This is a genomic window from Paenibacillus rhizoryzae (assembly GCF_059686995.1).
Genome location: NZ_JCAALT010000003.1, coordinates 589,204 through 603,889, shown reverse-complemented (window position 1 = coordinate 603,889; position 14,686 = coordinate 589,204). Strand labels below are relative to the sequence as shown.

At 49.1% G+C, this 14,686-nt stretch carries 13 protein-coding genes; all 13 read right to left on the bottom strand.

Annotated features, from left to right (window positions below):
• Positions 1 to 2: 2 nt before the first annotated feature.
• The gene (miaB, locus tag AC6ESO_RS11800) at positions 3 to 1,604 is read right to left on the bottom strand and encodes a tRNA (N6-isopentenyl adenosine(37)-C2)-methylthiotransferase MiaB (protein WP_497091461.1); all 1,602 of its coding nucleotides are present in this window, start codon (positions 1,602 to 1,604) and stop codon (positions 3 to 5) included.
• 173 nt (positions 1,605 to 1,777) lie between these two features.
• Entirely contained in the window at positions 1,778 to 2,347 is a 570-nt protein-coding gene (locus AC6ESO_RS11795) for a phosphate propanoyltransferase (RefSeq protein ID WP_497091460.1), read from the bottom strand.
• A gap of 98 nt (positions 2,348 to 2,445) precedes the next feature.
• A complete protein-coding gene (locus AC6ESO_RS11790; protein WP_497091459.1) occupies positions 2,446 to 3,312 on the bottom strand; it encodes a 2-oxoacid:ferredoxin oxidoreductase subunit beta in 867 nt (288 codons plus the stop codon).
• Between the two features lie 3 nt (positions 3,313 to 3,315).
• On the bottom strand, positions 3,316 to 5,049 hold the full coding sequence (locus tag AC6ESO_RS11785; RefSeq protein ID WP_497091458.1) for a 2-oxoacid:acceptor oxidoreductase subunit alpha: 1,734 nt from the start codon (positions 5,047 to 5,049) through the stop codon (positions 3,316 to 3,318).
• 190 nt (positions 5,050 to 5,239) lie between these two features.
• Positions 5,240 to 6,190, bottom strand: a complete 951-nt coding sequence (locus AC6ESO_RS11780; protein WP_497091457.1) for a dipeptidase — start codon at positions 6,188 to 6,190, stop codon at positions 5,240 to 5,242.
• A 96-nt stretch (positions 6,191 to 6,286) separates the two neighbouring features.
• Positions 6,287 to 6,547, bottom strand: coding sequence for a stage V sporulation protein S (locus tag AC6ESO_RS11775; RefSeq protein WP_028597363.1), 261 nt, complete (start codon positions 6,545 to 6,547; stop codon positions 6,287 to 6,289).
• A gap of 146 nt (positions 6,548 to 6,693) precedes the next feature.
• A complete protein-coding gene (locus tag AC6ESO_RS11770) occupies positions 6,694 to 7,488 on the bottom strand; it encodes a TIGR00282 family metallophosphoesterase (protein ID WP_497091456.1) in 795 nt (264 codons plus the stop codon).
• 75 nt (positions 7,489 to 7,563) lie between these two features.
• A complete protein-coding gene (rny, locus tag AC6ESO_RS11765; RefSeq protein WP_494819095.1) occupies positions 7,564 to 9,105 on the bottom strand; it encodes a ribonuclease Y in 1,542 nt (513 codons plus the stop codon).
• 179 nt (positions 9,106 to 9,284) lie between these two features.
• A complete protein-coding gene (locus tag AC6ESO_RS11760) occupies positions 9,285 to 9,950 on the bottom strand; it encodes a RecX family transcriptional regulator (protein WP_497091455.1) in 666 nt (221 codons plus the stop codon).
• Between the two features lie 91 nt (positions 9,951 to 10,041).
• Positions 10,042 to 11,100, bottom strand: coding sequence for a recombinase RecA (recA, locus tag AC6ESO_RS11755; protein WP_497091454.1), 1,059 nt, complete (start codon positions 11,098 to 11,100; stop codon positions 10,042 to 10,044).
• Between the two features lie 323 nt (positions 11,101 to 11,423).
• Positions 11,424 to 12,665 (bottom strand): competence/damage-inducible protein A, encoded by a 1,242-nt coding sequence (locus tag AC6ESO_RS11750; protein WP_497091453.1) that lies wholly within the window; start codon positions 12,663 to 12,665, stop codon positions 11,424 to 11,426.
• A gap of 112 nt (positions 12,666 to 12,777) precedes the next feature.
• Positions 12,778 to 13,353 carry a CDP-diacylglycerol--glycerol-3-phosphate 3-phosphatidyltransferase gene (pgsA, locus tag AC6ESO_RS11745; RefSeq protein ID WP_494819091.1) on the bottom strand — a complete coding sequence of 192 codons (576 nt, stop codon included), beginning with the start codon at positions 13,351 to 13,353 and terminating at the stop codon, positions 12,778 to 12,780.
• The gene (rimO, locus tag AC6ESO_RS11740) at positions 13,350 to 14,678 is read right to left on the bottom strand and encodes a 30S ribosomal protein S12 methylthiotransferase RimO (RefSeq protein ID WP_494819090.1); all 1,329 of its coding nucleotides are present in this window, start codon (positions 14,676 to 14,678) and stop codon (positions 13,350 to 13,352) included. The genes pgsA and rimO overlap by 4 nt, the downstream gene beginning before the upstream one ends.
• Between the last annotated feature and the right edge of the window lie 8 nt (positions 14,679 to 14,686).

Here is a 14,686-nt window from a genome sequence, read left to right as displayed (position 1 = left end):
TGTTAAGATACTGCTTCGTGTTTCGTATATGCCATGATAGGCTCTGCTTTGACATACCAAGTTTGAGCCTCGGTCACTCTTGCTTCGATGAACTGGCCAATCCACTCTGCCGGTCCTTCCATATGAACCAGCTTGTTCGTACGCGTACGTCCGGACAATACATGGGCATTGTTCTTGCTCTGGCCTTCGATTAACACTTCGACGATTTGCCCAATCGCCGCTTCATTACTTTGACGGCTGAGCTCCGCAATAACGGCGTTCAGTCGCGCGAGCCGCGTTTTCTTCACGGCTTCCGGAATGTTATCTTCCATATCAGCAGCAGGCGTTCCCACACGCGGTGAGTAGATGAAGGTGTAGGCAGAAGCAAACCCGACCTCCCGCATCAGGGAGAGTGTATCTTCGAACTGCTCGTCCGTTTCACCGGGGAACCCTACAATGACGTCCGTAGTCATCGAGACGCCGGGAATCGCATGTTTAATTTTGGCTGCCAGCTCCAGGAACATTTCTCTTGTATATTTACGACTCATCCGCTTCAGCACCTCTGTGCTGCCGGATTGGACGGGCAGATGGATATGCTCTACAAGATTGCCCCTTGTTGCCAGAACCTCGATCAGATGATCGTCGAAATCGCGCGGGTGACTCGTCGTAAACCGAATGCGCGGCAAATCGATTTTGGCCATATCCGCCATCAAATCGCCGAACCGGTACTCGATATCGTCAAAATCCTTCCCATACGCGTTAACATTCTGTCCGAGCAGTGTAATCTCTTTAAAGCCCTGCCGAGCCAGCTCGCGAACCTCTGCAATTACATCCTCCGGACGTCTGCTGCGCTCTTTACCGCGCGTATAAGGCACGATACAGTACGTACAGAACTTGTCGCAGCCATACATGATGTTCACCCAGCCGCGCATGCCTTCACGCTTCTTAGGCAGGTTCTCGATGATGTCGCCTTCCTTGGACCATACCTCAACGACCATTTCCTTGCTGAACAGCGCATCTTGCAATAAGTAAGGGAGCCTATGAATATTATGTGTACCGAAAATAAGATCTACGAAGCTATGCTTCTGCATAATTCGGCTGACAACCGATTCTTCCTGGGACATGCAGCCGCATACGCCAAGAATCAATCCCGGCTTCTCCAGCTTCAGATGCTTCAAATGCCCCAGCTCGCCGAATACTTTATCCTCCGCATTCTCGCGAACCGCGCAAGTGTTAAGCAGGATGACATCCGCTTCCGTACGGTCATCCGTCGGCATGTAACCCATTTGCTCGAACATGCCCTTCATGACTTCCGTATCATGCTCGTTCATCTGGCAGCCGTAAGTCGTAATATGATAGAGCTTGCCTTTGCCAAGCTGCAGGAGTTCCGGAGGTGTAGCCGATTCATAGTGAACCTGAATGGCTTCCTTCCCTCTACGCTTCTCGTCCTTATAGTTAGGCGCAGCGTTCACCGTTATATCTCGACCGTTAATTCGGTAGGTTGTTTTCCCGTCTTCTTCTCTCAGTACTTTCGCACCTGTGAAGTCGAAATACTTGGAGAAGTCCTTTTCGCCGTTCGCGGACTTAGCTTGGCCCGCAGCCGCGTCATGCGTCTCCTTACTCACAAACCTTCACGCCCTTCCTCCATACGTGTCCATTCCAATATTATAGCAAACCCGCTGGCGATTATAAAGAAAAATGAACCTTGGTTCAACCTAGCAGGGGGCAGAATGTAACAAAAAAGAGACAATTCACTCTTGTGAGTGACTGCCTCTTACAAGCTAGCAGCTATAGAAGGTTACCCGATGATCTCAGCTTGATCGCCGGTAGATGCACCTGCTGCATTCGCTTCATCCGTGTCGATATGCATATCAAGAGCGAACTCCGGTGAAACACGGGCGATTACGTTCTCAAGCACTAGGCCGCGTTCGCCTTGCAAGCGTACAGTCAGACGTTGCTTATCCGCTATTCCGAAACGCTCGGCATCGCTGGTATGGAAGTGAATATGACGCGCAGCTACGATGACGCCTTCTTCGATCGTAACTTCACCTACAGGCCCTTTAATTGTGATGCCAGCTGAACCGGCGATGTCCCCGGATTCGCGAACCGGCGGATTTATGCCAAGCGTGAATGCATCCGTACGGGAAACTTCCAGCTGCGTACGTTTGCGCACGGGACCTAGAATCCGGACTTTGCCAAAGCTTCCCTTCGGTCCTACGACCTCAACCGTCTCATTAGCTGCGTATTGTCCAGGTTGTGATAGCGGTTTGAAGACGGACAACTCGGCACCTTGTCCGAATAATGCTTCTACATGCTCCTGAGTAAGATGAATATGTCTGGCGGATACGCCAACCGGAACCATTTTCATAGGTTTGTTAACACCCTTCTATAACGCACCAGGCGATAAGAAAGGCATACAGCTCATGAGATGAACTGTATGCCTTCTATATAGGCTGGACGTTGCGATTATTTAAATTCTGCTACCAATTTCTCGAATTGCTCTTGCGACAAGGACAGATCTTGGTTTGCAAGACCTTCCGGCTGGAAGCCGCTCACCATATCCTCATACGATTTACGCTCTTTGTTTTGGTAGATGAGACCTGTAAGCATGCCGTTCGTTTCCATGATTTTGTTCATAGCCGCGATACGGTTCGTTGGATCGTAATCCGGGAATTGATCCAGGTTTACGATATTTTCTTTGAACCAGTCATACGTGTTCACTTTGTTGAACGTTACGCATGGGCTGAATACGTTGATCAGCGAGAAGCCTTTGTGGTTCAAGCCTGCTTCGATCAAAGCAGTCAGCTGCTTCAGATCGCTGGAGAACGATTGCGCGATAAAAGTAGCGCCAGCCGACATTGCGATTTCAAGCGGCGATAGCGTTGTTTCAATCGAACCCTCTGGAGTCGATTTGGTTTTGAAGCCTTCCGCACTACGCGGCGAAGTTTGACCCTTCGTCAAGCCGTAGATTTGGTTATCCATTACGATGTACGTAAGGTCAACGTTACGGCGGATGGCATGAACGGTATGGCCCATACCGATTGCGAAGCCGTCACCGTCACCGCCGGAAGCGATAACTGTCAGCTCGCGGTTTGCAAGCTTCACGCCTTGCGCGATTGGCAATGCGCGGCCGTGAATACCGTGAAGACCGTAAGCATTCACATAGCCGGAGATACGACCGGAACAGCCGATACCGGAAATTACAGCCAAGCCCTCAGGCTCTAGGCCAACGTTAGCAGCGGCCCGCTGAATAGCGGCTTGAACGGAGAAATCTCCGCAGCCTGGGCACCAGTTCGGTTTAACATTATTACGAAACTCTTTAAATGTAGCCATCTCTTAGACCAACTCCTTGCATGCTTTGTGCACTTCGGAAGGCAGGAACGGATTACCGTCGTATTTCAGAACGCTCTTGATTTTGTCCGCGTAACCTGCATGCAATTTCACTTGATCAGCCAGTTGGCCGGTTGCATTGTTCTCAAGCACTACAACCTTCGCAGCGCTTTGCAGGTAAGGCTTCACTAGCTCCGATGGGAACGGATGAATTTGACGAATCGTAATATGGTTCGTCTTCAGGCCGTCACTTTCCATGCGTTGACGAGCCTCGTCGATCGTACCGCCGGTCGAACCCATGCCGATGATGAGCAGATCCGCTTCTTTATGGGGAGCATCTGCGCGGACAGCATCACGGATATACATACCATCAAGCTTCTTAAGACGTTTATCCATCATCTTCTTACGGTTGATGGCACTTTCCGAAGGACGTCCTGTTTCGTCATGCTCTACGCCCGTTACATGGTGCAAACCGCCTTTGTCGCCCGGAATAACACGCGGGGATACGCCGTCTTCCGTTAGTTCATAACGTTTGAACAGTTCATTCGTTTCAAGCTCAGGCAGGTCACGAACGAGTTTACCGCGATTGATCGGCACTTTATTCAAATCCAGCGCTTCGCAGGATTGCTTACCAAGCGAAAGCTGAAGGTCAGTCATCAGAATAACCGGTACTTGATATTGCTCCGACAGGTTGAACGATTCAATCGTGTCGTAGAAGCAATCTTCCAGGGAAGCCGGTGCAATAACGATCTTCGGAATTTCACCGTGTGTTCCGTATACCATTGCGTTAAGATCGGATTGCTCTTGTTTCGTCGGCAAGCCTGTGGAAGGACCTCCGCGCTGCGTATCTACGATTACGAGCGGCGTTTCTGTCATCCCTGCAAGACCGATAGCTTCCATCATCAGCGACAAACCAGGGCCTGCAGAGGCTGTCATCGTACGAACGCCTGCATAGTTTGCACCGATTGCCATCGTTACCGCTGCGATCTCATCTTCGGTTTGAATAACGGTTCCGCCGAATTTAGGAAGTTTCTTGATCAGGTATTCCATAATCTCAGAAGCCGGTGTGATTGGATAGGCCGACATTAAGCGGCAGCCGCCTGCTACAGCGCCAAGGCCGATTGCCTCGTTGCCAATCATGAACAGCTTCTGTTTGCCGTCAGCCGGTTCTAGCTGGAACTCTTCCAGAGGACCGCCAGCCAGCTCTAGTACATAGTCCGAACCGCGTTTAACCGCTTCGATATTCTTCTCAACGATTGCGGCACCTTTACGGCCGAACTCTTCTTCTACCGCTTTATTAAATACATCAACTGGCAGACCAAGAAGCGCCCAAGACGCGCCGGACGCCACCATGTTTTTCATTAGGGAAGTACCCAGATCTTCTGCAATCGAAGTGATCGGTACTGCGAATAGACGTGCATTAATGCCTTCCGGCAGAACAGGATTAAATTTCGCGTCGGCAACGACTACGCCGCCCGCACGCAGTTCATGTGCGTTTAAGTCGATACTCTCTTGGTCAAATGCAACCAAAATGTCCAAATCATCTGAAATGGCAAGCATCGGTTTGGTGCTGATTCTGATTTTATTGTTGGTATGACCGCCTTTGATACGTGAAGAAAAGTGACGGTAACCATACAAGTAGTAACCAAGACGGTTAAGAGCTGTCGAGAAAATACGGTCGGTACTTTCAACGCCTTCCCCTTGTTGTCCCCCGATTTTCCAAGACAATTGACTAATCAAAACGCCCATCTCCTCTTTTGATGAACCTGCAATATTTTCGACATCTTTTAACAATAATAATAAATTTCTTTCAACAGTCAAATAAATTTTATGACTCAAAGTACTAAAATGCAAGGTGTAAATGCGTTTTCATCACATAGTTCTTTTCGATTATACCCATATCACAGCGAGATGGGAATCCCTTAATCGTTCAGCTAGGTAGATGCTTTACCAGAAAACGCAAAGCATTTCCGGCGAAAAATGCATCCACTCGCTCTTCGGAATATCGCGCAAGCAGGGCATTCTGCAAATTATACAGCTCCCCGGGATGGGATAAATCTTGTACGTGTGACTCGATCCCATCGAAATCCGAACCGAACATGAGCAGCTCTTCTCCGCCTAGCTCACATATTCGCTCTATGTGACGCAGCACGTCAGCAATGGCGACGGCATGATGAGACGCAACAAATTGCGGCACGAAAGTAATCCCAATCATACCCCCCCGTTCAATGAGCGCTTGAATTTGATCGTCCGCAAGATTGCGGGGATGCGCGCACAGACTCCGAGAATTTGAATGCGATGCAATCAGTGGCTTTGTTGAAACCTTGATCATTTCCCAAAATGCGCTGTCACTCAAATGAGACACATCTAACAGTATACCCAATCTATCACATTCTTTTACTAGGGCTCGGCCTTTTTTTGTAAGACCGCCTCCACGCGGCTCCATTGCCCCGTCAGCGCCCCAATTCGCATAGTTCCATGTCAGCCCCAGCGCCCTCACCCCGAGCTCGTAGAGGATGCGCAGCATCGCCAGATCGCCATGCAGACCGTCTGCTCCTTCAAGCGATAGCATTGCTCCTATTGAGCTGCTATTGTTCATGAGCCGGGCTGCATCGGCAGAAGTCCGTACGAAGGTCATTTCAGGGACTGACAGTACTTTACGATGAAACAAATCAATACTATGTAGAATAGGAGTCATGGATTTCTCCATCCGTTCAGGAACGTAGATCGCGAAGGTCTGAAGAACGGCTCCGGCTTGTTTAAGTCGCGGTAAAGTGACATCGAGCTTATTCGTCGAATCTTGCTCAAATGACAAAGACTGATCTTCAAGCAGCTTCCACAGAACATCGCAATGAAAATCCACACTTCTTAATTTCGGCATGGACACACTCTCCTGTATCACTTATTTTTCGCGCAAAAAAACCTGCCTACAGCGTAAACAGGTCGAAGAGTTCAGATGGAATTATGTGGGTGGATTCTATCTCGGCTCAACGATTAGTTTTATCGCTGTACGATCCTCGCCGTCTATAACGATGTCTGTAAATGCCGGGATGCAAATGAGGTCTACCCCGCTCGGTGCTACAAATCCTCTTGCAATTGCTACCGCCTTTACCGCTTGATTCAACGCACCAGCCCCGATTGCTTGTAATTCAGCTGCGCCGCGTTCGCGTAATACGCCGGCCAGCGCTCCTGCTACAGAATTTGGATTGGACTTTGCTGAAACTTTTAAGACATCCATGGAAAGTACCTCCTCGGGAATGATGGATGAATACTGCTATTTAGATAGATATTCGAGAGAGGTGAAATAATTCCTTCTTTCACTTCACAATATATTCTGAATTATGCGAATTTTCATAGAACGATAATAAAAAAACAGATTGGCAGCTACATCAGCAGCCAATCTGTTTCTGTCAATCGTATTTTCTGTATTTTCGTCGCAGCCCCGGTTGCTTCATCGATCTCAACCGCGATGGCATGGAGATGCCAATCACCTTCATCCACCACAAACCGTGTTGGCAGCTGCGTTAGGAACTTGTGCAGGACAGCATTCCGTTCCATACCAAGCACGCCATCTCTTGGCCCAACCATGCCTACATCCGTCAAATAGGCCGTGCCTCCCGGGAGAATGCGATCATCGTTCGTTTGCACATGTGTATGCGTGCCGACTACGATGGATGCGCGTCCGTCCAAGTACCAGCCCATCGCGATTTTCTCTGAAGTAGCTTCAGCGTGAAAATCGACCAGGATGTTCCTCGTTTGCTGCTGCATCTCTTCGATCAGCTCATCCGCTTTACGGAACGGGCAATCGATCGGCGGCAGAAACGTTCTTCCCTGCAAATTGATAATCGCCAGCTCTTTACCGTTTGCCTTGATGACCGTTGCACCTTGGCCTGGCGCTTCGGCCACAAAGTTGGCTGGACGAACCATTCTGGGCTGATCATCGATCCATTCAAATATATCTTTGTTATCCCATGTATGATTGCCCAATGTAATGCCGTGAACGCCAGCCTCAAGCAGCTCTTTCACAATGGTTGATGTGATGCCCCTGCCCGCTGCTGCATTCTCGCCATTAGCAATAATAATATGTGGGTTGTATTTGGATTTCAGTGCCGGCAGCACTTTCTTGACCGCGTTACGACCCACATTACCGACGATATCCCCGATAAACAATACGTTCATGACACCATAACCTCTCTAGTGAAGACCAGAAAAGTGGCTGCAAGCAGCCACTTTTCCAGGTAACTTGCTATTTACTTATTTCGCATATTCGACAGCACGCGTCTCACGAATGACCGTTACTTTAATATGCCCCGGATAATCGAGCTCACTCTCGATTTTCTTCGTAATATCACGTGCTAAGCGGAACGCTTCCGTATCATCGATTTTGTCGGGTTGAACCATAACGCGAACCTCGCGGCCTGCTTGAATCGCGTAAGATTTCTCAACACCCTCGAATGATTCGGAGATGCCTTCCAGCTTCTCCAGCCGTTTGATGTACGTTTCGAGTGTTTCTCTGCGTGCACCAGGTCTTGCAGCCGACAAGGCATCTGCCGCACCAACGAGCATTGCGATAACAGATGTTGCTTCGCAATCACCGTGGTGGGACGCGATACTGTTGATAACAACAGGATGCTCTTTGTATTTCTTCGCCAGCTCTACGCCGATCTCGACATGTGAGCCTTCCACTTCATGATCGAGCGCTTTGCCGATATCATGCAGCAATCCCGCACGTCTTGCAAGCGTCAGGTCTTCACCCAGCTCTGCAGCCATTAAGCCGGTCAAATAAGCGACTTCCATGGAGTGCTTGAGCACGTTTTGACCATAGCTCGTACGATACTTGAGGCGACCTAAAATCTTAATAAGATCCGGATGTAAGCCATGCACGCCAACTTCATAAGTCGCCTGCTCTCCGTATTCACGGATACGTTCATCCACTTCTTTACGTGATTTCTCTACCATTTCCTCGATACGTGCCGGATGGATACGTCCATCAGCTACAAGCTTCTCGAGTGATGTACGAGCAATCTCACGACGAATTGGATCGAAACCAGACAAGATGACCGCTTCCGGTGTATCGTCGATTATGAGATCGATACCGGTCAACGTTTCCAGTGCGCGAATGTTGCGGCCTTCACGTCCGATAATGCGGCCTTTCATCTCTTCATTTGGCAATGCTACTACGGAAACCGTAGTTTCAGCCACATGATCCGCTGCGCAGCGTTGGATGGCAAGCGAGATAATATCTCGTGCTTTCTTATCTGCTTCTTCCTTCGCTTGCTGCTCGATTTCTTTAATCATTTGTGCAGTTTCATGACGGACTTCCTGCTCAACGTTGTTCAAGATGATTTGTTTCGCATCTTCCATCGTCAGGTTCGAAATCCGCTCAAGCTCTTGAAGCTGCTGTTTGTAAAGGGTATCGATTTGTTCCTGTGTTTCCTCGATCCGCTTCTCTTTGTTGGCAACTTGTTCTTCTTTGCGTTCCAGCGCTTCTATTTTTTTATCCAACGACTCTTCTTTCTGAATCAGTCGTCTTTCAAGACGCTGTACCTCATTGCGACGTTCGCGAATATCTCTCTCAGCCTCGGTACGGAGCTTGTGGACTTCATCTTTCGCTTCGAGAACCGTTTCTTTCTTCTGCGCTTCGGCTTCTTTCTTCGCATTGTCAACAATCTGACTAGCGGCCTGCTCGGCGCTTGAAATTTTGGCCTCGGCGATCGATTTGCGAATAAAATAACCGACACCAAAGAAAATTGCACCAACAACGAGAATGATCAGGATCCATACCACTACTGGCATCTTTCTCACCTCCTCGTTGCTCACCTAAGCAAACGCTTGGGACATATTTGGTTTTCTAGCCGGTTTTTAACCCGATCATACATACTTAATTTGACGAAAATAATCGTTTCGAATCAATTTTTGGAAGGAAAATCGATTCTAGAATAAAGAATACAAACTTATTTTATCTTTTGTGAAAATCAATTGTCAAGCATATGCCCATCCTCATCATCTTCCATTCCGAGAACAGCAGCCTTTACCGCTTCTCTTACCGTATTCATCGGAAACCCGCGGCGCAGCAGAAACACCGCTAATTTCTGTTTCTTCTCGCGAGGTTCACCTTTTATATGTGGCCATTTCTTATGAGCGGCACGTATAGCGATATCCGTCTCTGACTGCTCATTCAGCTTCTGGGAAGCCTGCTTCGCCATGTCTCTGGAGATCCCTCGCTGCACAAGCTCCTGCTGCAATAAGCGGCGCCCTTTCATCTGAGTCCGCATCCGTTCAGAAGCATACATATTGGCATATTGTTTATCGTTTACCAAACCTTCCTGCGTCAGACGCTCGATCGCCTTCTCTGCAGATTCGGGATCAATTTCCTTCCGCGCCAAATACTGCTTAATCTCCTTCTCCGTCCGCTGCCTTGCCCCTAAATAGGATAAAGAAAGAATGTACGCCCGATGCCTGGTGTCTTCTTCGACAATCTGCTTCAGCTCATCCGCATGAATTTCTCTGCCCTTCAGCAGTCGAAATTTAATCAGTAGGTCTTCATGTACGCTGGTGTGCGGTTCTTGCGAATCATTGACAAACAGATGATAGCGCTGCTTGGATTTCCGGTCCTGTTCAACGCCTGTAATTACTAGCACCTCTGTCCCTCCTCCACTTCCACACTCACTTGCTTAATAAATAGAGAAGCACCTTTACAGGTGCTTCTCCCGGTAACCGAACATAATCGGTTTATTCCAAATCCAGATCCAACTCGTCCTCGTCCTCATCGTCCTCGCTGAATGCAGTTCCAGCTGCAGCTGCAGCCGCCATGTTGCTGGCTTCGCGGATCTGCTTCTCGATCACAGCCGCAATGTCCTTATGATCTTTAAGGAATTGCTTCGCGTTCTCACGGCCTTGTCCAAGACGCTCGCCGTTATAGGAGAACCATGCACCGCTCTTCTGAACGATATCCTGCTCAACGCCGATATCCACGATGCTTCCCTCTCTAGAGATGCCTTCGCCATACATGATGTCGACTTCGGCTTGTTTGAAAGGAGGAGCTACTTTGTTCTTAACAACTTTAATACGTGTCCGGTTACCGACAACGTCGTTGCCTTGCTTAATGGACTCGATACGACGAACATCAAGGCGGATTGTGGAGTAGAACTTCAGTGCACGGCCGCCTGGTGTTGTCTCAGGATTACCGAACATAACGCCGACCTTCTCACGAAGCTGGTTGATAAAGATCGTGATCGTCTTCGACTTGCTGATCGCACCGGAGAGCTTGCGAAGTGCTTGCGACATCAAACGCGCTTGCAAACCAACATGGGAATCTCCCATGTCGCCTTCGATTTCCGCTTTCGGCACGAGTGCCGCAACGGAGTCAACAACGACTATGTCTACCGCGCCACTGCGAACCAGTGCTTCCGCGATCTCTAGGCCTTGTTCACCCGTATCCGGCTGAGACAGAAGCAATTCGTCAATGTTAACGCCAAGCTTGCTTGCATACGAAGGATCAAGTGCATGCTCCGCATCGATAAATGCAGCTTGTCCGCCTGCACGTTGTACTTCTGCGATCGCATGAAGCGCAACTGTTGTTTTACCGGAAGATTCCGGTCCGTATACTTCAATAATCCGGCCGCGTGGGAAGCCGCCAATTCCAAGTGCAATATCTAATGCAAGTGCACCGCTGGACACTGTTTCAACTTGCATATGAGTTGATTCACCAAGCTTCATGATGGAGCCTTTACCAAATTGCTTCTCTATTTGACGCAATGCCATTTCTAATGCGGCTTTACGATCTGCCAACGAATCCACATCCCTTATAATTTATACTTTCATGATACCTTGTTTCTACCACTTTGACAAGCGTTTTTGCGAACATATATTCTTATTTCTCATTTGGCCAAATAGAGAGACAAGAAGAAACAGCTATAGCCGCACTTTAGAGGTGCGGCAGGTTTCTTCCTTTAGACCTTCTAGACATATAATCGTGGAAACTTATACATGTCTATAACGTTAAAAAAAGAACCGCAGCAAAGTAATCTTCGCCACGGTTCTTCCGCTAACTAATGTCGATTATAGTCGAAAATTAATCATCTGGCAAGCTTAAATTAGCAATTTATTCTAGCTTATAGCGCCTGCCACAGCCGATAAAGAAGTGACTTCGCCGCACGAAGTCGAATAATGCCTCTGCTGCCGCTAAGATGCGCCGTGAACACCTGAGTTGGCTTCCCGCGCTCCGAAAGTCCAAAATACACAAGTCCGACCGGTTTCCCCTCGGACTCGGCCGGACCGGCTACACCGGTTAACGATACGCCGAAATCGCTGTCTGCGAGTTCGCGCACCCGCTCCGCCATAAGCGCCGCGGTAGATTCGCTGATTGCACCAGGTGCATCTGTTCCTTCGAGCTGCGACATCGGGATGCTCAGCAATTTATGTTTCATTAAATTGGTGTACGTGACGACGCCGCCAACGAACTCTCCGCTGCTCCCGGGCACCTGTGTCACGAGCTGCGAGAATAAACCGCCTGTAAGACTCTCAGCGCTGGCTAGCGAGCGTCCGGTTGCGCGCAGCTGTCTTATGACGGCTTCCTCAAGCGGAATGTCCTCACGAGCGTACAGATGCGTACCAACGCGTGCAAGAATTTGCTCCTCTGCGGACTTGAGCCGCGCTTCTGCCTCCTGCTCGTCCAATGCTTTCGTCGAAATCCGAATGGCGACTTCGCCTTCTTTGGCATATGGAGCAATCGACGGATCCGATTGACCTTCAATTAAATCAATGATGGCCTGCTCCAAGCTGGATTCACCGATTCCGGCGAACATAAGCAAACGCGAGAACAGCTTGCGCTCTTCCCCCATGACGGATCTGATCCACGCTTTAGCCGGCCCATCAAACATCGGTTTCATTTCACGCGGCGGCCCTGGTAACAGCACATAGCTCGTTCCATCCAAGGTAAGCGCATTTCCTACAGCTAACCCCGCATCATTCATCAGCGGATCGCTGCCTTCGATCAGATGCGCCTGACGACGGTTGCTCTCCACCATATGAATACCGCGCGAACTGAACAACTCTTCTATTTTGTCCATGGACGGCTGATGGATCTCAATGGGACGGTTCAAATAATCCGCCAGTGCGTCCTTCGTTAAGTCGTCCATCGTCGGCCCAAGGCCGCCGGTAAAGAGAATGAGATCGGCTCTTGTGCGCGCAAGCTCGATCGCTTGGCGGATCCGGCCGGCATTATCGCCGACGACGGTTTGAAAATAAACATCAACGCCAAGCTCCGCAAGCCCTTGAGACAAATATGTAGCATTCGTATTCACAGTCTGACCCAGAAGCAATTCCGTACCTACAGCAATAATTTCAGCGCGCATGACAGCAGCTCCAATCTATGTATAAGGTGGAATAGAAACTCGATTGAGGAAAAGCAAAGCATCACCCCTTCCTGAAGAACAGAAGAAGTGATGCTACATGTTCAATGCCGGTTTAGGCTACCGGAATGAGATTTTTATTTTTCACAAAATAATCGATACCGGAGTAAACCGTGATGAGTGCCGCTGCATAACTAGAGATCAAATCGAAAGGAAAGTCCAGAAACGCAAACGGGAAATTGTTAAGCAATAACGCGATAATCATCGTAATTTGAACGGCTGTCTTCCATTTGCCCCACGTGCTGGCAGCCAGAACAGAGCCTTCAAGCAGTGCAATCTGGCGAAGGCCGGTGACTGCAAACTCACGACTAATGATTACGATCGCGATCCAAGCATCAAGCTTAGCCATTTCGACAAGCGAAATAAGCACCGCCGCAACTAACAGCTTGTCTGCCAGCGGATCTAACAGCTTGCCCAAATTAGTGACGATTTTGTTCTTGCGTGCAATATAGCCGTCAAGTCCATCTGTGCTCGCTGCAACGATAAAGACCAGCGCGGCCAAAATCTGATTCCAAGTAATGGAAAAATCATCATAGGTGAGCGGCTTGAGATCAACATTGATCAGCAGCAGCACCATAATTATAGGCACCAAAAAGATGCGGACAAGCGTAATGCGGTTGGCTAAATTCACGCGAGCCCCTCCCCGGACATATCAAACTCATAAGCATGCGTAATACGCACTCTTTGAATTTCGCCGATTGCGGCCTTACATTTCGAGATAAACACTTCACCGTCAATCTCAGGTGCATCGTATTCCGAGCGGCCAACGTATACATCACTGCGGCCGTCATAGCGTTCTACCAGCACGTCGATCTCTTTGCCGACATGTTTGCCGCTAAGCTCTTTGGATACTTCGCGCTGAATTTCCATAAGCGTATTGGAGCGCCACTCTTTCACATCGTCAGGAACAGCATCCGGCAAACGAACCGCTGGAGTATCCTCTTCCGCTGAATACGTGAACACGCCCAAACGATCAAATTTCATCTCGCGAACGAAATCGCACAGTCGCTCGAAATCCTCATTGGTTTCGCCTGGGAAGCCAACAATGATGGAAGTCCGAAGCGCTACATCCGGAATACGTGCACGAATACGCTGCACTAATGCGCGAGTATCCGTTTGGCGTCCTGGACGGCGCATTCTCTTCAGAATGGAATCCTCGCTATGTTGAAGCGGCATATCAATATAGTTGCACACTTTCGGATTGGCAGCGATGGTGTCAATCAGCTCGTCCGTGAAGAAGCCCGGGTATGCATAGTGCAAACGCACCCATGCGATGCCTTCCACTTCGCTCACGCGATTCAGCAGCTCCGGAAGCATAAACTTATCGTACAGATCCGTACCGTAATTCGTGGAATCCTGTGCAATCAAGCTGACTTCCTTCACGCCTTGCTTAGCCAGCATTTCGACTTCAGCCACAATGGACTCCATCGAACGGCTGCGGAACTTACCGCGCATGATCGGAATTGAACAGAAAGTACAAGCGTTGTCACAGCCTTCAGCGATTTTCACATAAGCCGTGTAACGCGGTGTTGTCACAAGACGCGGAAGCTTCTGATCGTAGTCAAAGACCGGATTCCCGACTTTAACGGGACGTTTACCGCGAAGTGCTTCTTCGACAATATCCGTAATCTGATGGAAATCTCCCGTACCGACAATACCGTCGATCTCCGGCATTTCTTCCATCAACTGCTTCTTATAACGCTGTGTCAAACAACCGGAGACGATAAGCGCCTTAAGCCGGCCTGTTTGCTTGAATTCGGCCATGTCCAGAATTGTATTAACGGACTCTTCCTTAGCCGCATCAATAAATCCACATGTATTCACGATAATAACGGTGGCATCATCTGCTTGATCCACCAATTGGTAGCCGCGTTGATCGATTAGACCGGACATAATCTCCGAATCGACCAAATTCTTCTCACAGCCCAATGTTACGACTTTCACTCGTTCTGTCATTTTGTATC

Excerpts from the sequence above, each read along its gene's own strand:
- AC6ESO_RS11795 (WP_497091460.1), bottom strand. The coding sequence starts at position 2,347 with ATGAAAATGGTTCCGGTTGGCGTATCCGCCAGACATATTCATCTTACT.
- AC6ESO_RS11790 (WP_497091459.1), bottom strand. The coding sequence starts at position 3,312 with ATGGCTACATTTAAAGAGTTTCGTAATAATGTTAAACCGAACTGGTGC.
- AC6ESO_RS11780 (WP_497091457.1), bottom strand. The coding sequence starts at position 6,190 with ATGCCGAAATTAAGAAGTGTGGATTTTCATTGCGATGTTCTGTGGAAG.
- AC6ESO_RS11775 (WP_028597363.1), bottom strand. The coding sequence starts at position 6,547 with ATGGATGTCTTAAAAGTTTCAGCAAAGTCCAATCCAAATTCTGTAGCA.
- AC6ESO_RS11770 (WP_497091456.1), bottom strand. The coding sequence starts at position 7,488 with ATGAACGTATTGTTTATCGGGGATATCGTCGGTAATGTGGGTCGTAAC.
- rny (WP_494819095.1), bottom strand. The coding sequence starts at position 9,105 with ATGCCAGTAGTGGTATGGATCCTGATCATTCTCGTTGTTGGTGCAATT.
- AC6ESO_RS11750 (WP_497091453.1), bottom strand. The coding sequence starts at position 12,665 with ATGCGCGCTGAAATTATTGCTGTAGGTACGGAATTGCTTCTGGGTCAG.
- rimO (WP_494819090.1), bottom strand. The coding sequence starts at position 14,678 with ATGACAGAACGAGTGAAAGTCGTAACATTGGGCTGTGAGAAGAATTTG.